Below are 22,255 nucleotides of genomic sequence, written 5' to 3' on the forward strand. Positions count from 1 at the left end.
CGTGCTCGGCGGCCTGCATCAGGCATCGCGGTGCAGGGGCCGCTCGAACAATGCATTCAACGTAGCCCCCGACGCCGCACCTTCCAGTCCGGCGAAGCTCCCCTGTTCCTGCAGCAACTGCGCGGCCTGCATGAAACCGCCCCAGGCCGCCCGTGCCAGTGCGCCGCCCAGGCTGACCCGCCGCACGCCCATCGCGGCGATGTCCTGCAGGGTGAACGCACTGGGGCCGCCGACCAGCAGGTTCACCGGTTTCGGTGCCACCGCGGCCACCACCGCCTCGATGTGCGCGCGCTGCACGATGCCCGGTGCATACAGGCAGTCCGCGCCCGCATCAGCGTAGGCGCGCAGGCGCAGCAGGGTGTCGTCGATGTCGGGTTGGCCGACGAAGAAATTCTCGGCACGACCGATCAACATCACGTCCGCACCCGAACGGTCGATCGCCGCGCGCGCGGCACGCAACCGGGCCAGTGCTTCATCCAGGGGCCGCAGCGGCTGGAAGGCATCCGGGCTGGCATCTTCGATGGACAGGCCTGCCACGCCGGTATCGATCGCGCGCAGGACGGCGCGTTCGACATCGGCCGGCGCCGCGCCGAAGCCATCGCCGAAGTCCGCGTTCAACGGCAGCGACGTGGCAGCGGCCATCTCGCGCAGATGCGCCAGTACCTGCTCCAGGTCCTCAGCCCCATCGGCCTTGCCCTGGCTCCAGGCATGGCCGGAACTGGTCGAGGCCAGTGCCTTGAAGCCGGCGCTCTGCAGGTAGCGCGCGCTGCCGGCATCCCATGGATTGGGAAGTACGAAGCAACCGTGCTGGTGCAACGCGCGGAACTGTCGTCGGCGTTCGCTGGTATCGGGTGTGGTCATGGATGAAGGCCTGGTGGGCGGCGGAGGGAAGTATCAGGACTGCGCAGCAAGATAGTGCAGCGCATCGCCTACCGGCGTGGTGCCCGCGGTCAGCTCGATGATCGCCCGCGTGATGCCGGGGCGCTCGACCAATGCCACCAGGGTAGCGGCCACGTCGGCACGCGGCACCTCGCCGTAGGCGATGGCCGGGCCGGCCGTTACCAGCTTGCTGCCTTCGGCATCGGACAAGGTGCCCGGCCGCAGGATCACCCACTCCAGCCCGGAGGCGGCCAGGTACACGTCGGCCTGCTTCTTGACCTGCATATAGATCTCGAAGGTGTCCGACATCGGCTTGCCCCGGCCGGCCTCGGGAAACGCAGAGACCAGCAGGAAGCGCTGCACGCCGGCACGCCGCGCTGCATCCACCGCGACCTGCAGCGCGTGGCCATCGATGGCACGCGTGGCCTCCGCACCGCCCTTGCCGCCGGCGCCGGCAGAGAACACCACCACGTCACTACCGGCCAGCATTTCCGCCAACCCCACCGCATCCAACTGCTGCAGGTCCCCGCACACCGGCACCGCGCCATCGGCCCGCAGCGCATCGGCCTGTTCGGCCCTGCGATGCAGCGCCCGCACCCGATGCCCCCGCTCCGCCAACTGCCGCACCAGGTGCCGCCCGACCTTGCCAGCCGCACCCACAACAAAGACCTGGCTCATACCGGGCACTCCACAGAGGAAAGGAACCCCTACCATGCCCCACCCAACGTTGCCTCCCTGTAGCGGCCGGCATGGTGCTCTCTTCTTTTTTCCTCCCATACGCGGCCTGCGCAGTGAACCTGTCATGGGCCGGGCGGGTGGGGTTGGCAGGACGCTGAGCCGCATGGATGCGGCGACGCAGCCTACAAGGACGTACTTGCGGCGTGTCCTGCCAACCCCACCTGCCCGGCCCAACCCCCAGTAACAACGTCAACCGCCGCCCGCGAGGGGCCCAGCCGTTCGCCACAGAACACTGCTTTCCGCACTGGAACCCCGGAGACGAAATCAGTCACGATGCACGGCTAACCTCCCCACTGCTCCCCCTGGAACCCCCACCGTGCTGAGTGTCATCGCTTCCGTTCTCGCGCTGTACATCGTGCTGCGCCTGGTCTGGCCCCTGCGCCTGCCACTGGCCGCGCGCCTTCTCCTTGCCGTGCTGGTGTTCGGCATGGCCCTGCACCATCGCATCGTCGCCCAGTTCGCCGGCACGATGGCTTCGCCGGAAATTCCGAAGATGGTCATCGCCGTGCTCGCCACCGGCTTCACCGCCCTGCTGCTGGGGGCGCTGTTCCTGCTGCTGCTGGATGCCGCGCTGCTGCTTGCGCGCTTGCTGCGCTCGGCCAGGGCGACCGCTGCACTGCGCGCGCGCTGGCTGCGGCCGATCGCCGGCCTCACCGCGCTGGCGCTTGGCATTTTCGGTGTCAGCCAGGGCATGGCGGTGCCCAAGCCGCGCAGCATCGAGGTGGAGATCGCCGGACTACCAGCCGCCTTCGATGGCTATCGCGTGCTGCAGCTGACCGACATCCATGCCAGCCGCCTGCTGACCGGCGACTGGGTGCGCAGGGTCGTGGCCGAAAGCAACGCGCTGAAGCCGGACCTGGTGGTCATCACCGGTGACCTCATCGATGGCACGGTCACCGCCCGTGCAGATGATTTCCAGCCGCTGGGTGGCCTGCAGGCGCCGGACGGCGTCATCGCCATCACCGGCAACCATGAGTATTACGCGCAGTACACCGAGTGGATGCAGGCCTTCCGCGGACTGGGCATGCAGGTGCTGGAAAACACCCATACCGAAGTGCGTCGTGGCGATGCGGGGCTGACCATCGCCGGTGTCACCGATCCGGTGGCAGAGCGCTACGACCTGCCGCAGCCGGACCTGGCAGCCGCGCTGCACGGCGCTGATCCGCAGGCGCCGGTGATCCTGCTCGACCATCGCCCGCGCGAGGCGCAGGCCAACGCGGCGCGCGGAGTGAAGCTGCAGTTGTCCGGCCACACCCACGGCGGCCACATCATCGGCATGGACCAGCTGGTGAAGCGGGCCAACGGCGGCTATGTATCCGGCCGCTACCAGGTGGGCGACATGACCCTGTACGTGAGCAACGGCGCGGGTCTGTGGCCGGGCTTTGCCGCGCGCATCGGCGTGCCTTCGGAGATCACCCTGATCACCCTGAAGGCTGCGCCGAAAGCGCGGGAATGATCTCCGCGCCGATCTGTTCGATGATCTCGGCGGCAGGTCGCCCGCCACTGAGGCTGAACATCACGTGGTCCACGCCGAGGGCGTGCATGCGCTGCAGATAGTCCCGGACGGCAGCGCTGCCACCACGCAGGCCCAGCTCCAGCGGCGTAGCCGGCGCTGCAGGATCTTCCAGCAGCTGCAGCTGGGCGGACTGCACGAAGGGCTTGCGTGCACTGCCGAGCTTCTGCCGCAGGGCGTGCTGCCACAGTCCGATCCGGCCTTCCTGCGTGCTTTCTTCCCGGTGGTAGGTGGCCCAGCCGTCGGCATGTTCGGCAATCCACTGCAGGGACTGCCGCGCCGATCCCACCACCAGCATGGGAATGCGTGCGGCAGGCGCGGGCAGTACCGGATAGCCCACCTGCTGCAGCATCAGCGCACGCTCCTGCACGTCCGGCGACAGTGCCGCGCGCAGCAGCGGCCAGCGTTCGCGGAACACCTGCGCGCGCTGCTCCAGAACGGCGCCGAAGGCGGCGAACTCTTCGGGCCGGTCGCCCGAGCCCAGGCCCAGCACGAAGCGCCCGTTCGACACACGCTCCAGGCTCAGGGCGGCCTTGGCGATGTGCAGCGGATGGCGCAGCGGCAGCACCGCCGCGGCCAGTCCGATGGCGATGCGCGAGGTGGCGGCGGCGAGCAGGGTGAGCCAGACGAAGGGGTCATCGACGGCACTGGCCTGTGGCGCAGCGGTGTCCCCAGGCGACCGCTGCGGCACCATCAACGGGACATCGCGCGCCCACAGCGCAGCGAAGCCCTGTGCTTCGGCCAGGCGCGCCAGCGCCTGTGCCTGGACAGGATCCGGCTGCGCACCGGCATCGCTGCCCAAGGGCGTCATCAATCCCAGTGTGAGATGGCCCGGAGCGAAGAGTGTGTCGTAAACGGCATTATGTCCCGGCACGGGCGGTGTCCCTTTCTTCGAGGACTGCAGCCTACCTGCAACGCCGTGCAGCGGGCGCCACCTGCAGTGGAATGCTGCAGGCCACTGTCGTGTGGGGTCTCCTTCACCCGTGCTGCGCTAGGGTGGCCGCTTCTGGAATGGAGGCTGTCGGATGCAGCATCGGGGAGCAGGCGCGAGCGGTGCGATGCATCGCCGCTCAATGTGGGTAGCGGCGCTCTCCACCGTCGTGGAGTGGTACGACTTCACCCTGTACCTGTACTTCGCCACCGTGCTCTCGCGGGTGTTCTTCGGCGGCGGCGAGACCGCGCTGTTGGCCACGCTTGCCGGCTTTGCGGTGTCCTACCTGATGCGCCCGCTGGGTGCGCTGTGTTTCGGCCATCTTGGCGACCGCTTGGGACGGCGCTGGATGCTGCTCGCTTCGATGGCATTGATGGCTGCGGCGATGCTGGCCACGGCCTTGTTGCCCACTCATGCGCAGATCGGTGCCAGTGCCGGGGTGCTGCTGTTGGCGTTGCGCTGCGTGATGGCGTTTTCAGTGGGCGGCGAATACACCGGCGTGGTCGCCTACCTGCTGGAAAGCGCGCCGCCGCGGCGACGCGGCCTGGTGACCTCGCTGGCGTCCGCGGCAAGCGAGGTCGGGGCGCTGCTGGCGGTTGCGTTGTCGGCGCTGACCGTGGCGCTGCTGCCGCCGGCGGACCTGGATACCTGGGGCTGGCGTATCCCGTTCTTCGTCGGCGCCGCACTGGCGCTGCTGATCCTGCTGGCGCGTTCGGGCATGCACGAATCGCCTGAGTTCGAACGCCAGCAACGCGAAGGCAGCGTGCCCAGTGCGCCGATACGGCAGATCCTGCGCACTCATCCGGGGGCAGTGGCGCGCACCTTCGCGATCTCTGCGCTGGGCTCGATCACGTACTACGTGGGCATCACCTATGTGCCGGCATTCCTGCACGCCAATGGGCGAGGGGAGGGCGAGGCGTTGTGGCTGTCGACCATCGCCGCGGTGGCGGTGATCCTCGCCACGCCGCTGTTCGGGCTGCTGTCGGACCGATTCGGACGACGGCCGCTGCTGCTGGGGCTGACCCTGCTGTCGGCGCTGTTGCCGCTGTCGATGTTCGCGTGGATGGCGCAGGCATCGACGCTGGGAGTAGTCGCTGCAGCGGTCGTCCTGGCCTGCGTGGCCGGTGGCATCAGTGCAGTGGCGGCCTCGGCCACGGCCGAACAGTTCCCCGGCGAAGGCCGGCTGAGCGGGCTGGCGCTCGGCGTGACCATGGCCACGGCGGTATTCGGTGGTGCGACACCGTGGCTGGCACAGTGGTGGGTCGAACGCAGCGGGTGGAACGCTGCGCCCGGGGCGATGATCGCCATCGTCGCGTTGCTGGTGCTGCCGGTGCTGTGGCGCCTGCCGGAGACCCGCCCGCTGCGGTAGCGCCGAAGGCAGCGGACGGCAAAAGCAGGACGGCCAGCGGCCGTCCCTACCGTGGTAGCGCCGAGCCATGCTCGGCGAGCGCAGCGGCAGGCAAAGCAGGACGGCCAGCGGCCTTCCCTACCGTGGTAGCGCCGAGCCATGCTCGGCGAGCGCAGCGGCAGGCAAAAGCAGGACGGCCAGCGGCCCTCCCTACCGTTACAGCGACAGGGTTCTTTCGATGTCCGCCAACACGGCGCTGGCATCCACGCCGATCGCGATCGACTGCATCGCCTGGCCATCCCACACGCTGGGACCAAAGGCCATGCCGGCCGGCTTGGGGATGGTCATTCCGCGTGCCACGCCATCGGTGGCCACGCGTACGCTGGCATGTTCGAAGTCGAACAGTTCCGGACGGGTCAGCGCGATGCAGGCACAGCAGTCGTGCACCACCATGCCCTTGTGGCCGGCCTGCAGGTAGAAGTCCACATAGTCCTGTGACAGCGCACGCACCAGGTCCGCATCGGCGCCACCGGCGTGGGCCAGTGCATCCAGTCCGTGGCGGTCCATCTCCACCTGGGTGGTGACGTCCAGGCCGATGGCGGTCACCGGCCAGCTGGCGGTGAACACGATGTCGGCGGCTTCAGCGTCGCCCCAGATGTTGGCCTCGGCGGCCGGGGTGATATTGCCGTTGACATGGAAGGCGCCTCCCATGATCACCACGCCGCGCACCAGCGAGGCGATATCCGGCGCTTCGCGCAGGGCCAGCGCCAGGTTGGTCATGCGGCCCACGGCGACCAGGGTGACCTGGCCCGGCTGCGCACGGACCAGGTCGATGATCAGCTGGTGCGCGCTGCGCGGATCGGCGGCCACGTCCAGCTGCGCCGGCACCGGGTGGTTGCCCAGGCCGTTGTCACCGTGGATGTGCACTGGCCAGGCTTCGGGCTGGGCATCGGGCTGCAGCGGGCCGGCGGCGCCGCGCGCCACGGGGGCATCCAGGCCCCAGGCCTGCTTCAGGAACAGCGCGTTGTGGGTGGTCGATTCGACGGCGGCATTGCCGAACACCGTGGTGACGGCCAGCAGGTTCACCTGCGGGTGCTTGTGCAGGTACAGCAGCGCCAGGGCGTCGTCGACGCCCGGGTCGGTATCAAAAATAACGTTGTGCATCATGTTGTTGTTCTTCTTCCGTCCGGGGTGGTGCGGGGCGCGCCCAGCGGCGCTGCCCGTAGCGTAGTGTCTCAAGTGTCCGGACATGATGACAGGCGGGCTCGGCGGGCGGGGGCTGACGACCAGCGGTCGTCACCCACCAGCGGCAGGATCAGCGGGCGGTAGCGCCGAGCCATGCTCGGCGAGCGCAGCGGGATGGGAATGACGACCAGCGACTCGTCACCCACCGAGGGCGGTATCAGTACTTCCAGCGCAGGCTGAAGGCCACGAAGCGCGGTTCGCCGTAGTTGTTGTAGTCCAGGTTGGCCCAGTAGGTCTTGTCGAGCGCGTTGCGCACGCTCAGCGTTGCCGTCCAGCTGTCGCTGATGCGGTAGTTGGCGTTGAACTGCACAAGCGCATACGCCGGCTGGTTGACCGTCACCGTGCCGCCCGGGGGGTAGGGCACGTTGAAGCCCTGCACCTTGCTCTGCCACTGCACGCCACCGCCCAGGGTCAGGCGCTCCCAGGCACCGCGCAGGCGCACGCTGGTGTTGAGCTGCAGGAAGTCTTCGGGCAGGTTCGCGTACAGCAGGTCGGTCGCTGCCCGGGTCACCTTGACGTGGGTGAAGCCGGCATTGACCGTCCAGCCCGGCAGGATCTCGCCGTTGAGGTCCATTTCCCAGCCGCGCGCCTTGGTGCCGTTGATGCCGATGTAGGCCGAGCTGCCATCGCTGAGCGAACCGTCCGGCACGCTGGCATCGCGCACGGCGTAGTTGTCCTGCTTCGCTTCGAACACCGCGGCATTGGCGGTGAAGCGGCCGTCCAGCCATTGCGACTTGATGCCTGCCTCGACATTGGACCCTTCCACCGGGGCCAGCAGGTTCTCGTTGCGGTCCTTGTAGTTCTGCGGATTGAAGATCTCGGTGTAGCTGGCATACCCGGAAACATTCGGGGTGATGTCATACACCAGGCCCACGTACGGGGTGACTTCGTCATCCACCTTGTAGGCGCCGCTGGTGGCGGTGTAGGTGTTGGCGATGTTGTACGCGCGGGTGCGGGTTTCCCACGAACTCAGGCGCGCGCCGGCGATCAGCGAAAGTGGCTCGGCAAGGCGCAGGCGGGTGGATGCGTACACGCCGCGCTGCGTGGTGCGCGCATCGCGGTGCGCGCCGGTGCGGTTGACCACCAGCTCCGGCGCATTGCCATCCCAGGCGTGGATGTCGGGGATGTCGTAGCGCCAGCCGCCGGTGGGGGTCATGGTCCAGGCGGTGGACTGCAGGTCGGAGAAGCTGCCACCGAACACCACGTCGTGTTCGCGGCCGAACAGACCGAAGGTGCCTGACAGATAGACGTCCACGCCCTTGCGCGTGTCATCGGTCTCGCCCGCTGCACCCAGCAGATAGATGCCTGCGCCGGTGGTCGCATCCGGATACCCGCTGCCGTACACGCGCACGTTCTGCACGTTGCCGCGGGTGTAGGCGGTATTGACCCTCAGCAGCCAGTTTTCGCCGAAACGCTGTTCCAGGTTGGCGAACGCGGTGCTGGTCTGGCGCTGCCACCTGGCCCAGTCCGGGGCCAGGTTGGTGCTGCGCGGCAGGTGCGCGAAGCTGCCGTCGCTGTTGAAGAACGGCACCGTGCCCCAGGTGGTGGCGGTGGGATTGTTGTCCTGGGTCTGGAAGCCGACGGTGACGGTGGTGGAGTCGGTCAGGTCGCCTTCCAGTACCGCCATGCCGGACATCTTGTCCTCGCTGTAGCGGTCGTAGTAGTAGTCCTTGTCCTGCCAGGCGGCGACCACGCGGCTGCGGAAGCGGCCATCGGCGGTCAGCGGCGCGTTGACGTCGGCCTGCATGCGGCGGAAGTCCCAGCTGCCGGCACTGATAGCGAAGGAGGCATCGAAGTCCTTGCCCGGGCGCTTGCGCAGCAGGTTGACCGTGGCCGAGGGCACGCCGGCGCCGCTGAGCAGGCCGTTGGCACCGCGGATCACTTCAATGCGGTCGTAGAAGGCGGTGTCGTATTCCTGGTTGGTCGAGCCGCTGTAGGTCGGCAGGCCGTCCACCTGGAAATCGGTGATGGCGAACCCGCGCGCGTAGTACAGCGGGCGCTGGGTGTCGTAGAAGGAGACGTTGACGCCGGTGACGTTGCGCATCACATCGTTGACGCTGAACAGCGATTCGTCCTGCAGGCGCTCCAGGCCGATCACGGTGCTGGACTGCGGCGTTTCCTGCAGGGTGATGGGCAGGCGCGTGGTGCTGGACGCAACGGCGCGGCTGCCGCGCACGCTGACTTCGTCGAGGGTCTTGGCATCCGGGGCGGCGCTGGCATCGGCAACGGTATCGGCCAAGGCAGGCGCGGTGGACAGCGCAGCCAGCAGGGCAACGGTCAACGGTGCGTGGCGGAACGAGAGAATGGCAGTCATGGCGGCTTCGAGGGAAGACGGGAAGGCGGGCAGGGCACGGCCGGCGGAAGGCGCCGACAGCCGGTCGATAGGCGCACAAATGTAAATGATTATCGACAACTTTACAATTCTCATCTTCTGGCGGGGGTGTGACAACCAAGGTCGTCCGCTACAGAAGCGGAAACAAAAGCGGCCACCCGAAGGTGGCCGTTGGCGTGTTCCCGGAAGCGGGGCGCAGGCTTACAGCGCCTGCATTTCCTCGTTCCTGTTGCGCTTTTCCTGCGGCGGCAGCGGCGTTTCAGCCGGGCGCGCCACGGTCGCCGGAATGGCGGGCGGCTGGGCCACGTCAGCCGGTACGTCCAGGAACGGCAGCTTCAGCGTCTGGCTGGTCAGCGTGCGGATCTCGTTGGTCAGGGCAGGGCTCTCGTTGAGCTTGCGGCCGTAGGACGGCACGATCTCGCGCAGGCGGGCTTCCCAGCCGGCCTTCATCTCGTCCGGGAAGGCCCTGGCCATCAGGTCGAGCATGATCGGCGGCGAGGTCGAGGCACCCGGCGACGCCCCCAGCAGGGCGGCCAGGGTGTGGTCCTTGTCGGTCACGATCTCGGTGCCGAACTGCAGCAGCGGGCCCTTTTCCGGGTCGTTCTTGATGATCTGCACGCGCTGTCCGGCGGTGACCAGGGTCCAGTCCTCGCGCTTGGCGTTGGGGTAGTACTTGACCAGCTCGGCCTGGCGGTCATCGTCGTTCAACTGGGCCTGGCTCATCAGGTACTTCACCAGGTCCAGGTTGTCCGCGCCCACGTTCAGCATCGGCGCCACGTTGCTGTGGGTGACCGACGAATACAGGTCGAACCACGAGCCGTGCTTGAGGAACTTGGTGCTGTACAACGCGAACGGTCCGAACAGAACCACCGGCTTGCCATCAAGCTTGCGCGAATCCAGGTGCGGCACCGACATCGGCGGCGAACCGGTTTCGGCCATGCCGTAGGCCTTGACGCCATGGCGCGAGGCGATCGCCGGGTCCTTGAAGGCAAGGAACTGGCCGCCGACGGGGAAACCGCCGTAGTTCTTCGACTCCGGGATGCCCGACAGTTGCAACAGCTTCAGCGCGGCGCCACCGGCACCGATGAAGACGAAGCGCGCGTGGGTGGTGCTCTCGTTGCCGGACTTGAGGTCCTTGACGGTCACGTTCCAGGTCTTGTCGTCGTTCTGGCGGAGCGCGCTCACTTCATGACCCAGATGCAGGCCGAAGTTCGGACTGCGCTTGAGTCCGTCGGTGAGCTGGCGGGTGATCACGCCGAAGTTGACGTCGGTGCCCAGCGGCATCCAGGTTGCGGCAACCTTCTGGTTCGGGTCGCGGCCTTCCATCAGCAGCGGTGCCCACGCCTTGATCTGCGCGGGGTCTTCCGAGTACTGCATGCCGTAGAACAGCGGGTTCTTCACCATTGCCTGCTGGCGCTTGCGCAGGAAGTTGATGTTGTCATCGCCCCACACGAAGCTCATGTGCGGGGTGGCGTTGATGAAATCGCTCGGCTGGCTCAGGCGGCCCTGGCGCACCTGGTGCGACCAGAACTGGCGCGATATCTCGAACTGTTCGGCGATGCCGACCGCGCGCTTGGTCTCGATGCTGCCATCGGGCAGCTCAGGCGTGTAGTTCAACTCGGCGAATGCCGAGTGCCCGGTGCCGGCATTGTTCCAGCCATCCGAGCTCTCCTGGGCCACGCCGTCGAGCCGCTCGTAGATCTGGATGTTCCAGTCCGGCTGCAGTTCCTGCAGGTAGGTGGCCAGGGTGACGCTCATGATGCCAGCGCCCACCAGGACCACATCGACGGGTTTTTCGTTGCTTGCCGCCGGCACCGAGCGCGTGGTGAGCGGCCAGTACAGGAACAGTACCGACGCCACCAACAGCAGCACGAGCAGGGCGACTAAAGCCTTGCCAAATTTCTTCATGGGAACGATTCGTTTGGGGAGGGAATCAGGATGCGTGCCGGACAGGTACGGCGCGTGAAAACGCGTCAGGATAGAGCCGCCCACGGCAACCAGTGTCGGATTTTACCCCTTTACGGTACGGATTTGGTGCGACGCAGCATCCTGCGGGAGGTAGCGGGCGGCCGGCCCGACCCGGCAAAGCCTCAGCGCTTGCGGCGGATCAGCGCGGTCGAGGCTCCCAGCACCGCCCGCGTCAGCAGGGCCATCGTCTGCACATCGCCCTTCCAGTGCTGCCAGTACAGCGGCACGTCTTCCCAGGCGCGCTGGCGCACGTAGACCAGCCGTCCGGCATCCAGGTGGCGCTTGACCAGCGGCAGCGGGTTCATGGTCCAGCCCAGCCCGCCCAGGTTGGCCTGCACGAAGGCGCGGGTGGAGGGAATCCACCAGGTCGGCGCCGTGTTGGGTACTTCCACCCCGGCCATGCGGCGGGCAAAGCGCGCCTGCATGTCGTCTTTGCGGTTGAACACCAGCACCGGGGCCTCGGCCAGCGCCTGCGCGCTCACCCCTTTGCCGAAATGGCGGTCGCGGAATTCCGGGGTACAGGTGGCCGCGTAGCGGATGCTGCCCAGGGCATGGATCTGGCAGCCCTGCACCGGCTCGTCCAGCGTGGTCACCGCGCCCAGCACCGTGCCCTGGCGCAGCAGTTCTACGGTGTGGTCCTGGTCTTCCACGCGCAGGTCCAGGGTGGTGCCGGTGACCTGGGCGAACTGCTGGGCGGCCTGTGGGAACCAGGTTTCCAGGCTGTCATGGTTCACCGCCACCGGAATGCTGGCCTGCGGCAGGTCCTCGTCGGCCAGCCCCATGCGGTGCAGCGCATCGTGTTCCAGCAGGGCGGTCTGCTCGGCCAGCTGCACCAGCACCTGGCCCTCGGCGGTGGCGGTAGCCGGTGCGCCCCGCTTCACCAGCAGCCGGCCGACGCGGTCTTCCAGTGCTTTCACCCGCTGGGAAACGGCCGAAGCGGTGACATTGAGCGCCTGCGCGGCGCGGTCGAAGCTGCCTTCGCGGATGACCGCGGCGAGGGCGCGGAGCTGGGCATGGTCGACGCGCATGGCGATTAAGTTCTGCTAAAGAGGCTTAAGTAAGTTTAGCTTTTCTTGAGATTGGTGCAACGCGACAATGCACCCCGTACCCGGTGCTGTCCGCCTTCGCGAGGCACCGCTCCCTGCTCCACGAGGTGTTCCCATGTTCTCGATCATTTCCGCCAGCACCGGCCTTGCGGCCTGGTTCAGTGGCGCCGCCACCGGCATCGGCCTGTTCGCCGTGGTCGGCGCGCAGAGCGCCTTCATCCTGCGCCAGGGGATCCTGCGCAAGCACATCGTGCCGGTCGTGGCGACCTGCGCGGCGATCGATGCGGTGTTCATCTTCGCCAGCGTGGCCGGACTGCGCACCCTCATCCAGGCCGCGCCGTGGCTGACCAGCGCCGTGCTGTGGACCGGCGTGGCGTTCCTGGCGTGGTACGCGCTGAAGTCGGCGCGGCGTGCGATCGCCGGCGGCGGTGGCATGGGCGAGGCCGAAAGCGATGACGGCAGCCGCCGTGCCGTGCTGATGGCCGCGGTCGGCTTTTCGCTGATCAACCCGCACTTCTGGCTGGACATGATGGTGATCGGCTCCATCGCTGAAAACTTCGGCAACGACCGCATGGCCTACGCGGCCGGCGTGGTCACCGCCAGCTGCCTGTGGCTGACCGCGCAGGGCCTGGGCGCCCGCCTGCTGGCGCCGCTGTTCAACAAGCCAGGCACCTGGCGGGTGCTGGACGGCACCATCGCGGTGATCCTGAGCATCCTCGCGCTGACCCTGGCGGTCCGTGGCGTGAACTGATTCCACTCTCCAAGGTGGGGTGTGCAGGGCGGCATCGGAAACGGTGCTGCCCTTTTTTTCAGGTTTTCCTGATTCCCAATTCGTTCACCTCCTGTTTACAATCGCCCGGTCGCGGACATGGTGTCCGCAGGGGGCGGGATAAGGATGCGCAAGACGATACTGGCGGCGATGATCGCCGCGATGGCCCTGCCGATGATGGCAACGGCAGCGGACGTAAACCTGGACACGTTCCTCAAGCGCGACAGCTTCACCGATCTCAAGCTGTCGCCGAACGGCGACTACTACGCGGCAACCATTCCGCTTGAGAAGTCGACCGCCGTCGCCATCCTGCGCGTGGCCGACAGCCAGATCGTAGGGCGCTTCGTGCCGCCGGAGAACAACCATGCCGCGCGTTTCGACTGGGTCAGCGACGACCGGGTTCTGATCGAACTGGGCCAGAAGTTCGGTTCGCTCGACGAGCCGCAGCGCACCGGTGAGCTGTATTCCCTGCGTGCCAACATCACCAGCGGTGAGCTGCTGGTCGGCTACCGGGTGACCGGCGGCAACACCGGCACGCGCATTTCCGGCAAGAAGGCCGAGGCCGTCGCGGCGTTCCTCAGCGATGACCTGCCGCGCGATGACAAGCACGTGCTGATCGCGGTGACGTCGTTCAACGGTGACCCGTACACGCGCCTGGAGCGGATGGACGTGACCAGTGGGCGCCGCATCCCGGTGACCCGTTCGCCGGTGCAGCGTGCCGACTTCACCACCGATGCCGAAGGCAATGCGCGCTTCGCGCTGGGTGCCGGTTCGGACAACGTCAACAAGCTGTTCTACCGCGACCGCAACAATGAAAACTGGAAGCTGGTCAACGACGAGGCGGTGTCCAAGCGGATCGAGCGCGCGATCGGGTTCTCCGCCGACGGTGCGTTGGCCTACCTCAACGTGGAACAGCCTGCGGGACCGGACAAGATCGTCAGCTGGAATCCGGCCAGTGGCGAGCGCAAGGACCTGCTGCGCGACCCGATGGTCGACCCGGCGCGGCTGATCTACCGACCGGGCACCGCGGTGCCCGTGGGCGCGCTGTTCCTCGGCGATACACCGCGCACCCGCTTCTTCGACGAGACCTCTGCCGACGCCAAGCTGTATCGCAGCCTGGAATCGGCCTTCGGCGGGGACGCGGTCTTCATCACGTCCAGCACGCGCGACAGCAACAAGGTCCTGGTGGAGACGTTCTCCGGCCGTAATCCCGGTGATTTCTTCATCTACGACCAGAAGGCGAAGGCGGCCCAGCACGTGGTCAGCCGCAGTACCTGGATCGACCCGGCCCAGACCGCGCCGGTCCGCGCGATCACCGTCAAGGCACGTGACGGTTTGCCGCTGCACGGCTTCCTGACCACCCCGCACGGGCGTGAGGCGAAGAACCTGCCGATGGTGGTGCTGCCCCACGGTGGGCCGTTCGGCATCTTCGAAGATGGGACCTACGACAGCCAGGCGCAGATGCTGGCCAGTGCCGGGTATGCCGTGCTGCAGATGAACTTCCGCGGTTCCGGCAATTACGGCCGTGCATTCGAACAGGCCGGTGCCCAGCAGTGGGGCATGGCGATGCAGGACGACCTGACCGATGCAACCCGCTGGGCGATCAGCGAAGGCGTCGCCAACAAGGCGAAGATCTGCGTCTACGGCGCCAGTTACGGCGCCTATGCGGCGCTGATGGGCGCGGCGAAGGAACCTGGCCTGTACCGCTGTGCCGCCGGTTACGTGGGGGTCTATGACCTGCCGATGATGCACAGCCGCGGCGACATCCAGCAGCGGATGTCCGGGGAGACCTACCTGCGCGAATGGATCGGCCCGGCCGACAAGGTACGCGACGTATCGCCGGTCAACCTGGCATCGCAGATCAAGGTGCCGGTGTTCCTGGCGGCGGGTCGCGAAGACCAGCGTGCCCCGGTGCAGCACACCGAACGCATGGAAGCGGCATTGAAGAAGGCCGGCGTACCGGTGGAGAGCCTGTACTACCCGCGCGAAGGGCACGGCTTCTACGTCGATGCCAACCGTCGCGAGTACTACGGCAAGCTGCTGGCGTTCCTGTCGCAGAACCTCGGCGGTGACAAGGCGGCCGCGCCGAAGCCGGCCGCACCGTGAAAAAGGGGACGGAGGGAATTAATCTCGATTAATTCCCTCCGTCCCCCTTTTTCTTACTTCACTCCGTGCATCATGCGGCGCAGCAGGGGGGCGGTGGCGAAGGCGAGCACGGCGCAGCCCAGGCCGATCCACATCAGCAGCCAGAACAGGTGGGCGTAGCTGGCCGAGGCGCTCACCACGTCCAGCGTTTCGCCTTCGGGTACTTCGATGGCGGCCAGCTTGCCGAACAGCGCGGCCAGCGTTTCAGAGAACGCCGTGGCCAGGAACCAGGTGCCCATCATCAGGCTGACCACCCGCGGCACCGCCAACTGGGTGACCGCCGACAGGCCCACCGGGGACAGGCACATCTCGCCACTGGCCAGCAGGAAGTAGGCAAGCACCAGCCACCACACACTGGCCATCTGGCCGGTGGCGCCGACCTGCTGCGCGGCCAGCGCCAGCGGCACGAACGACAATGCGCCAAGCACCAGGCCGATGGACGATTTCATCGCCTTGCCCGGTTCGGCACGGCGGCGGTCCAGCCAGCCCCACAGCAGTGCGAACAACGGCGCCAGCACCACCAGGAACAACCCGCCCAGGTAGGTGAGCGAACCGGCGGTCTGGGGGATGACCAGGCAATCGCGGACCAGCAGCACCAGCATCACCAGCACGATGGCGATGAACATGCGGCGTGGCCACGCGGAGCCGGGCGAGCGGTCGGACAGCCGCGCGCTGACCACGAAGCCCAGCGGCGCCAGCAGCAGCGACAGGATCGACCACGGCAACGGGGTGCCCTCGCGGATCACCAACGCGGGCACGATGTCCTTGGTCAGCAGGCGATCGGTGAAGGTGACCCATGAGCCGTAGCTCTGCTCGTACAGGGTGAAGAACACCAGCGCCATCAGGATCAGCACCATCAGCGCGATCATCTGCTGGCGCTGCACCGGCGTGCAGCGGGTGCCGGTGAACCAGGCAAACCACAGCAGCACGCCCCCCAGCACCACCAGCATCAGCATCAGCGCCAGGCTGATTTCACCGCCGAGTGCGAAGGCGCCGTTGCCGGCGGCCCACATCAGCCAGGCCACCGGCAGCACCGCCAGCACCGCGCCGACGTAGATCAGCCATTCGCGCGGCAGGCCCAGCACGCGTTCGCGCAGTGAAGCCGGATCACGCGGTTCGGCGTGGCCGTGCAGGTACTTCTGCCCCCACAGGAACATGCCCAGGCCGACCAGCATGCCGATGCCGGCCGCACCGAAACCGTACTTCCAGCCGTAGGCTTCACCCAGGAAGCCGCACACCAGCGAAGCGAACAGGGCGCCCAGGTTGATGCCGGCGTAGAACAGCGAGAAACCCGAATCTCGGCGCGGATCGTCTTCGGCGTACAGCTTGCCCACGATGGTGGAGATGTTCGGCTTGAGGAAGCCCACCCCCATGATGATCAGCGCCAGCGACAGGTACGTGATGGTCAATGCACCGGTATCGCGCACCACCTGGCCGTTTTCCAGGTAGGCCGCGTGCCCTTCGAAGGCCATGCCCAGGTGGCCGAGAACCAGCAGTACGCCGCCGAACAGCACCGCCCGGCGCATGCCCAGCCAGCGGTCGGCCAGCATCCCGCCGAACACCGGGATGCAGTACACCAGCCCGCCGTAGGCACCGAGCAGGTCCAGCCCGGCCTTGTCGCCGAACAGGTGGTACTTGGTGAGGTACAGCAGCAGCAGCGCCTTCATCCCGTAGAAGGAGAAGCGCTCCCACATTTCGGTGAAGAAGCAGACGTAGACGCCCTTGGGGTGGCCCAGGAAATCGTCATTGGCAGCGATGGCGGTCATCGGTTCGGGGGCAAGCAATGAAGCCGGCGATTATGCGGTCAGAACTCCGTGGATGCGCGGAAAGTGCCAGCCGTCCTCACAGATAGCGCAGCCAGGCGAGGTCCTTGCGGCGAGCCTTCAGTGCGGCGAAGGCACGGGTCGGCAGGTACAGCAGAAGCGCCAGCGCGATGCTGATCAACAGCAGCGCGGCCACCGATTCCACCGCGAACAGCGCGCCGTTGGTGGGTCCCCACAGCGCCAGCGCGGCCAGGTACATCAGCTTCAACACATACAGGTGCAGCAGGTAGAAGAACATCGGCGCCGCACCGATCCGGGCCAGCGGCTGCAGCGCGGCGGCCACGGCCGGCACTTCGTACAGGCGCAGCAGCAGCAGGCCCACGCCGAGGGTGGCCAGCAGGAACAGCAGCGAAGGCGGGTACTTGGTGATGTTGAAGATGCCCATCAGTGTCTGCAGCGTGGTGGGCTGCAACTGCCACGGCGCATCGCCGTAGACATTCAGCGCCCGCAGCAGCATGAACGCCGCCAGCGCGCCCCAGCCGGCCCACAGCAGCCAGCGCTGACGCTGTGCCGGCGGGCGCGTGGCGGCGAACCACGGTCCCATAAGGTAGCCCAGCACGATCACTCCGATCCACGGCAGCAACGGATAGGACGTACGCAGGCGCAGCGCATCGCCGAGCACGATCCAGTCGCGCTGGTGCAGCACCTTCCACAGCGTGGCCAGCACGCCGTCGCCTTGCACGTGCACGCCATCGAGCAGGTTGTGCCCGGCCACCAGCAGCAGCGCCAGTGGCAGCAGCACGCTGCGCGGCAGCCAGACAAGCCCGGCCAGCGCGATCATGCTCAGGCCGATCACCCAGATCACCTGCAGGTAGATCGTGTCCGGCGGGAACTGGAAGGTCCAGGCGAAGTTGACCAGGGTCAGCTCCAGCACCACCAGGAACAGGCCGCGCTTGAACAGGAAGCCGGCGATGGCGCGGCGTGGATCGGCTTGGCGCTGGCCGTACAACCAGGCCGACAGGCCGGTCAGCAGCACGAACACCGGTGCACACAGGTGGGCCAGCAGCCGGCAGGCGAACAGGGCAGGGGACACCGTGGTCACGTCCATCGGATCGCTGACCTGGTGCTGCAGGAAGAAGGTTTCGCGGACGTGGTCGAGCAGCATCAGCAGCATCACGGTGCCGCGCAGCTGGTCGATGGAGGCCAGCCGGGTGGAGACGGAAGGGGGCATGCGGGCGCGCTGGAAGGGGTCTGGAAAGGATATAACATATCATTTAGGCCCCGGCCCGTGCGAGGGCCGGGTACCGGCGTGCTGGACTTGCCGCAGGCCGGACGCTAGCGTTGCAGGGATTTTTTCGTATCAGGGGCTTCAATGAACAACGTCGCTGCGCCCAAGCAGCTCACGTTCCGCGCGGTGGTGCTTGCCATCGTGTTGGCCGTGGTGCTGTCGGCCGCCAACGCCTACCTGGGCCTGTTCGCAGGCCTGACCATCGCCACCGCGATTCCAGCGGCGGTCATCTCCATGGGCGTGCTGCGCCTGCTGGGCGGTGGCACCATCCTGGAAAACAACATCGTCCAGACCGGCGCGTCGGCCGGCTCGTCGATCGCCGCCGGTGTGATCTTCACCATTCCCGCGCTGGTGATCATGGGCTACTGGCCGGACTTCAAGTACTGGTGGGTGCTGGGCATCGCCGGCCTCGGTGGCCTGCTCGGCGTGCTGTTCTCGGTACCGCTGCGGCGCTCGATGATCGTCGAAGATCCGCTTCCCTTCCCGGAAGGCAAAGCGGCGGCCGAAGTGCTCAAGGCCGGTGAGAACCCCGGTCCGGGCCTGAAGATCCTCGGCCTGTCCGCGGTGATTGGCGCGGTGGTCAAGGTCGCCGCGGCCAGCGGCATGCGCCTGATCCCGGATGCCTGGGCCACCTCGGCCTACCTGGGCAGTTCGAAGATCACCGCCTTCATCGGCACCAACCTGTCGCCGGCGCTGCTCGGCGTGGGCTACATCGTCGGCCTGAATGTCGGCATCGTGGTGGTGTCCGGCTCGATCCTCACCTGGCACATCGCCATCCCGGTCTACCAGGCATTCTTCCTGCAGACCGACCCGGCGCTGGCCGCGTCCATCGCCACCGCCTCGTCCACCGATGCGGCGTTCGCCATCTGGGGCGCGAAGATGCGCTACCTGGGTGTGGGCGCGATGCTGATCGGTGGCATCTGGACCCTGTTCTCGCTGCGCAAATCGCTGCTGAGCGGCGTCAAGAGTGGCTTCGCCGCGGCCCGCAAGAGCTCCGGTCCGGCGCTGGCCGAAACCGAGCGCGACCTGCCGATGAAGTGGATGCTGGTGGCGCTGGTGGCCTTCACCCTGCCGCTGCTGGCGCTGTACCAGGCCATCGTCGGCCAGTGGCACGTGTCGATCCCGATGACCATCATCATGATCGTCGCCGGCTTCCTGTTCGTTTCCGTATCGGCCTACCTGGCCGGCCTGATCGGCTCGTCCAACAACCCGGTTTCGGGCATCACCATCTCCACCATCCTGTTCGCTTCGGCGGTGCTGGTGCTGCTGCTGGGCAAAGATGGCCTGACCCCGGTCGGCGCCTTCGGTGCACCGCTGGGCGCGGTGGCGGCGATCATGATCGGTGCGGTGGTGTGCTGCGCGGCGGCCGTCGGCGGTGACAACCTGCAGGACCTGAAAGCCGGTTACATCGTCGGCGCCACGCCGTGGAAGCAGCAGCTGATGCTGGGCATCGGTGCGTTCTCCTGCGCGCTGATCATGGCCCCGGTGCTGAACCTGCTGGCCACCGCCTACGGCATCGGCGCCCCGACCCCGGAGCATCCGAACGCGCTGGCGGCCCCGCAGGCGAACCTGATGGCGTCGGTCGCGCGCGGCCTGTTCGGCGGCGAACTGCCGTGGAACTTCATCATGATGGGCGCGGTGGTCGGTGCCGCCATCATCGCCCTGGATGAGTGGCTGAAGAAGACCGGCAAGCGCTTCCGCGTGCCGGTGCTGGCTGCCGCGATCGGTATCTACCTGCCGCTGGAACTGATGGTGCCGATCTTCCTCGGCGGCCTGATTTCCTACCTGGTGGAGCGCTTCCACAAGGTGCGTGCCGATGACGAAGAAGGCCGCGACCGCGTGCACAAGCCGGGCGTGCTGTTCGCCGCCGGCCTGATCACCGGCGAAGCCCTGATGGGTATCGCCATCGCGGTGCCGATCGTGGTCAGTGGCCGCGCCGACGTGCTGGCGGTGCCGTTCACGCTGCCGGCCGCGCAGTGGATCGGCCTGGCCGTGCTGTTCCTGGTCGGCTGGCTGATCTACCGCACCGGCAAGAAAGCCAACGCCGGCTGATCGGCCCAGCGGGAAGTGGGGAAGCGCCGGGCCATGCCCGGCGTTTTCCTGTCCGGGGGCATGACCGATGGCCTTGGCAGGCTGCCGTGCCGGGGCCTACCATCGACGTTTTGCCGTCCCGCGGAGAACCGATGAAACTGCGTCATGCCTTGTTGCCGTTGAGCCTGCTCGCGGCGCTGCCGTCCGTGGCTGCTGCCCGCGGCCTCGATGTCCGCGACCTGATCGCGCTGGACCGCGTTTCCTCGCCGGTGCTGACGGCCGATGGCGGCAGCGTGGTGTTCGCCAAGCGCAGCGTGGACAACGAACAGAAGGCCAGCAATGCGCTGTTCGTGCGCAACCTGCGCACCCGCGATGCCGCACCGCCCAAGCAGCTGACCCCGAGCGGCTGGAACGTCAGCTCCGCTTCGTTGTCGGCCGATGGCCGCACCGTGTACTTCCTCAGCGCCAAGAACGGCAGCCAGCAGCTGTACGCGCAGGGACTGGACGGCACCACGCCGCGCCAGCTGACCGATTTCCCGGTGGACGTGGACAGCTACCACGTGTCTCCGCAGGACGACCGCGTGCTGTTCAGCGCCGGCGTCTTCCAGGACTGCGGTTCGGACCTGGCCTGCACCGAAAAGAAGCTGGCCGCGATCAAGGGCACCAAGGCCAGCGGCCAGGTGTTCGATTCGATGTTCGTGCGCCACTGGGACACCTGGAACGATGGCCGCCGCAACACCCTGTTCGTCGCGCCGCTGCCGACCGGCAAGGCTGCCGGGGTGAAGGGCGCCTCCGCGCTCAGCGCCACCCTGGCCGGCGACGCGCCGTCCAAGCCGTTCGGTGGCAATGATGATTTCGCCTGGTCGCCGGATGGCACCAGCGTCGTCGCCAGCATCCGCGTGGCCGGCCGCGAAGAACCGTGGTCCACCAATTTTGATCTGTACCGCTTCGACGCGGCCGGCAAGCAGGCACCCGTCAACCTGACTGCCGCCAACCCGGCCTGGGATGCCGGCCCGGTGTTCAGCGCCGACGGCAAGACCGTGTTCTACCGCGCGATGAAGCGCCCGGGCTTCGAAGCGGACCGCTTCGGTTTGATGGCGATGGACCTGGCCAGTGGCAAGAGCCGTGAGATCGCTGCGGAGTGGGATCGTTCGGCCGGTGGCATCGTGCTGTCCGCCGATGGCAGCACGATCTACACCACCGCCGATGAGCTGGGCGAGCACCCGCTGTTCGCCGTGGACGTGGCCAGTGGCCAGGTCGACAAGCTGATCGGCGATGGCAGCGTGACCGCCGTGGACGTGGCCGGTAACAGCGTGGCCATCACCCGCAACAGCCTGAAGAGCAACGACCAGGTACTTGTCGGCCTGCTGCCGCCCGCTGGCCAGCCGATCGGCGAGCTGCGCGCGCTGACCCCCGCAGCCGGTGACGTGCTGAAGGACGTGTCCTTCGGTGACTACGAACAGTTCGAGTTCAAGGGCTGGAACAACGACACCGTGCACGGCTACGTGGTCAAGCCGCACGATTATCAGGAAGGCAAGCAGTACCCGGTGGCGTTCCTGATCCACGGTGGCCCGCAGGGCAGCTTCGGCAATGGCTGGAGCTACCGCTGGAATCCGCAGACCTATACCGGCCAGGGCTACGCGGTAGTGATGATCGACTTCCACGGTTCCACCGGCTACGGCCAGGCCTTCACCGATGCGATCAGCCAGCATTGGGGCGACCGTCCGCTGGAAGACCTGCAGAAGGGCTGGGATGCGGCGTTGAAGCAGTATTCCTTCCTGGACGGCGACAAGGCCTGCGCGCTGGGCGCCAGCTACGGTGGCTTCATGGTCAACTGGATCGCCGGCAACTGGAACAGCCCGTTCAAGTGCCTGGTCAACCATGATGGTGTGTTCGACCAGCGCATGATGGGCTATGCCACCGAAGAGCTGTGGTTCACCGAGTGGGAGCAGGGCGGTACGCCGTTCGCCAAGCCGGCCAACTATGAGAAGTTCAATCCGGTCAACCATGTAGCGGACTGGAAGAAGCCGATCCTGATCATCCACGGCCAGCTGGATTACCGCATCCCGGTCGAGCAGGGGCTGGCGGCGTTCACCGCCGCGCAGCGCCAGGGCATCGACTCCAAGTTCCTGTACTTCCCCGATGAGAACCACTGGGTGCTGAAGCCGGCCAATAGCGTGTTGTGGCATGACACGGTGAATGCCTGGTTGAAGCAGCACATCGGCCAGTAAGCCGCGTTGAAGCGCCGCCCCCCGGGGC

General features: G+C 67.0%; 15 protein-coding genes. 6 read left to right on the forward strand and 9 right to left on the reverse strand.

Annotation, left to right across the window (positions count from 1 at the left end; all coding sequences use genetic code 11):
• Window positions 1–18: 18 nt before the first annotated feature.
• Together SOM47_RS05255 and SOM47_RS05260 are read right to left on the reverse strand one after the other, a co-directional pair.
• Entirely contained in the window at window positions 19–861 is an 843-nt protein-coding gene (locus SOM47_RS05255; protein ID WP_320504949.1) for an isocitrate lyase/PEP mutase family protein, read from the reverse strand.
• Window positions 862–894: 33 nt separating this feature from the next.
• Window positions 895–1,557 carry an NAD(P)H-binding protein gene (locus tag SOM47_RS05260; protein WP_320504950.1) on the reverse strand — a complete coding sequence of 221 codons (663 nt, stop codon included), beginning with the start codon at window positions 1,555–1,557 and terminating at the stop codon, window positions 895–897.
• A gap of 376 nt (window positions 1,558–1,933) precedes the next feature.
• Here SOM47_RS05260 and SOM47_RS05265 point away from each other — a divergent pair, with 376 nt between their 5' ends.
• Window positions 1,934–3,073: a metallophosphoesterase gene (locus SOM47_RS05265; RefSeq protein ID WP_320504951.1), complete on the forward strand. Its 1,140-nt coding sequence runs from the start codon at window positions 1,934–1,936 to the stop codon at window positions 3,071–3,073.
• Here the strand turns inward: SOM47_RS05265 and SOM47_RS05270 are convergent.
• Window positions 3,039–4,004 carry a TIGR03571 family LLM class oxidoreductase gene (locus SOM47_RS05270; protein ID WP_414715757.1) on the reverse strand — a complete coding sequence of 322 codons (966 nt, stop codon included), beginning with the start codon at window positions 4,002–4,004 and terminating at the stop codon, window positions 3,039–3,041. The two genes, SOM47_RS05265 and SOM47_RS05270, sit on opposite strands and share 35 nt — an antisense overlap.
• 184 nt (window positions 4,005–4,188) lie before the next feature.
• On the opposite strand from SOM47_RS05270, the gene SOM47_RS05275 reads away from it, so the two are divergent.
• On the forward strand, window positions 4,189–5,430 hold the full coding sequence (locus tag SOM47_RS05275) for an MFS transporter (RefSeq protein WP_320504953.1): 1,242 nt from the start codon (window positions 4,189–4,191) through the stop codon (window positions 5,428–5,430).
• A 195-nt stretch (window positions 5,431–5,625) separates the two neighbouring features.
• Here the strand turns inward: SOM47_RS05275 and SOM47_RS05280 are convergent, their stop codons facing one another.
• From SOM47_RS05280 to SOM47_RS05295, 4 genes are all read right to left on the reverse strand, one after another.
• Complete coding sequence (locus SOM47_RS05280; RefSeq protein WP_042614676.1) at window positions 5,626–6,573, reverse strand: nucleoside hydrolase; 948 nt, start codon at window positions 6,571–6,573, stop codon at window positions 5,626–5,628.
• Between the two features lie 238 nt (window positions 6,574–6,811).
• Window positions 6,812–8,968, reverse strand: a complete 2,157-nt coding sequence (locus tag SOM47_RS05285; protein WP_192083117.1) for a TonB-dependent siderophore receptor — start codon at window positions 8,966–8,968, stop codon at window positions 6,812–6,814.
• 219 nt (window positions 8,969–9,187) lie between these two features.
• Window positions 9,188–10,894, reverse strand: a complete 1,707-nt coding sequence (mqo, locus tag SOM47_RS05290; RefSeq protein WP_320504954.1) for a malate dehydrogenase (quinone) — start codon at window positions 10,892–10,894, stop codon at window positions 9,188–9,190.
• 182 nt (window positions 10,895–11,076) lie between these two features.
• Window positions 11,077–11,982 (reverse strand): LysR family transcriptional regulator ArgP, encoded by a 906-nt coding sequence (locus tag SOM47_RS05295; protein WP_320504955.1) that lies wholly within the window; start codon window positions 11,980–11,982, stop codon window positions 11,077–11,079.
• A 133-nt stretch (window positions 11,983–12,115) separates the two neighbouring features.
• On the opposite strand from SOM47_RS05295, the gene SOM47_RS05300 reads away from it, so the two are divergent.
• Window positions 12,116–12,751 carry a LysE/ArgO family amino acid transporter gene (locus SOM47_RS05300; RefSeq protein ID WP_042614668.1) on the forward strand — a complete coding sequence of 212 codons (636 nt, stop codon included), beginning with the start codon at window positions 12,116–12,118 and terminating at the stop codon, window positions 12,749–12,751.
• Window positions 12,752–12,895: 144 nt separating this feature from the next.
• On the forward strand, window positions 12,896–14,875 hold the full coding sequence (locus tag SOM47_RS05305; protein WP_320504956.1) for an alpha/beta hydrolase family protein: 1,980 nt from the start codon (window positions 12,896–12,898) through the stop codon (window positions 14,873–14,875).
• A gap of 53 nt (window positions 14,876–14,928) precedes the next feature.
• Here the strand turns inward: SOM47_RS05305 and SOM47_RS05310 are convergent, their stop codons facing one another.
• Window positions 14,929–16,680, reverse strand: coding sequence for a peptide MFS transporter (locus SOM47_RS05310; RefSeq protein ID WP_320504957.1), 1,752 nt, complete (start codon window positions 16,678–16,680; stop codon window positions 14,929–14,931).
• A gap of 76 nt (window positions 16,681–16,756) precedes the next feature.
• Entirely contained in the window at window positions 16,757–17,908 is a 1,152-nt protein-coding gene (locus tag SOM47_RS05315; protein ID WP_320504958.1) for an acetyltransferase domain-containing protein, read from the reverse strand.
• Window positions 17,909–18,049: 141 nt separating this feature from the next.
• Between SOM47_RS05315 and SOM47_RS05320 the strand changes: the two genes are divergently transcribed.
• Both SOM47_RS05320 and SOM47_RS05325 read left to right on the forward strand, forming a co-directional pair.
• Entirely contained in the window at window positions 18,050–20,017 is a 1,968-nt protein-coding gene (locus tag SOM47_RS05320) for an OPT family oligopeptide transporter (protein WP_320504959.1), read from the forward strand.
• 131 nt (window positions 20,018–20,148) lie between these two features.
• Complete coding sequence (locus SOM47_RS05325; RefSeq protein ID WP_320504960.1) at window positions 20,149–22,227, forward strand: prolyl oligopeptidase family serine peptidase; 2,079 nt, start codon at window positions 20,149–20,151, stop codon at window positions 22,225–22,227.
• Window positions 22,228–22,255 lie beyond the last annotated feature (28 nt).

The sequence above is a fragment of the Stenotrophomonas sp. CFBP8980 genome (genome assembly GCF_034046095.1).
In the GTDB taxonomy this organism is placed as follows: domain Bacteria; phylum Pseudomonadota; class Gammaproteobacteria; order Xanthomonadales; family Xanthomonadaceae; genus Stenotrophomonas; species Stenotrophomonas lacuserhaii.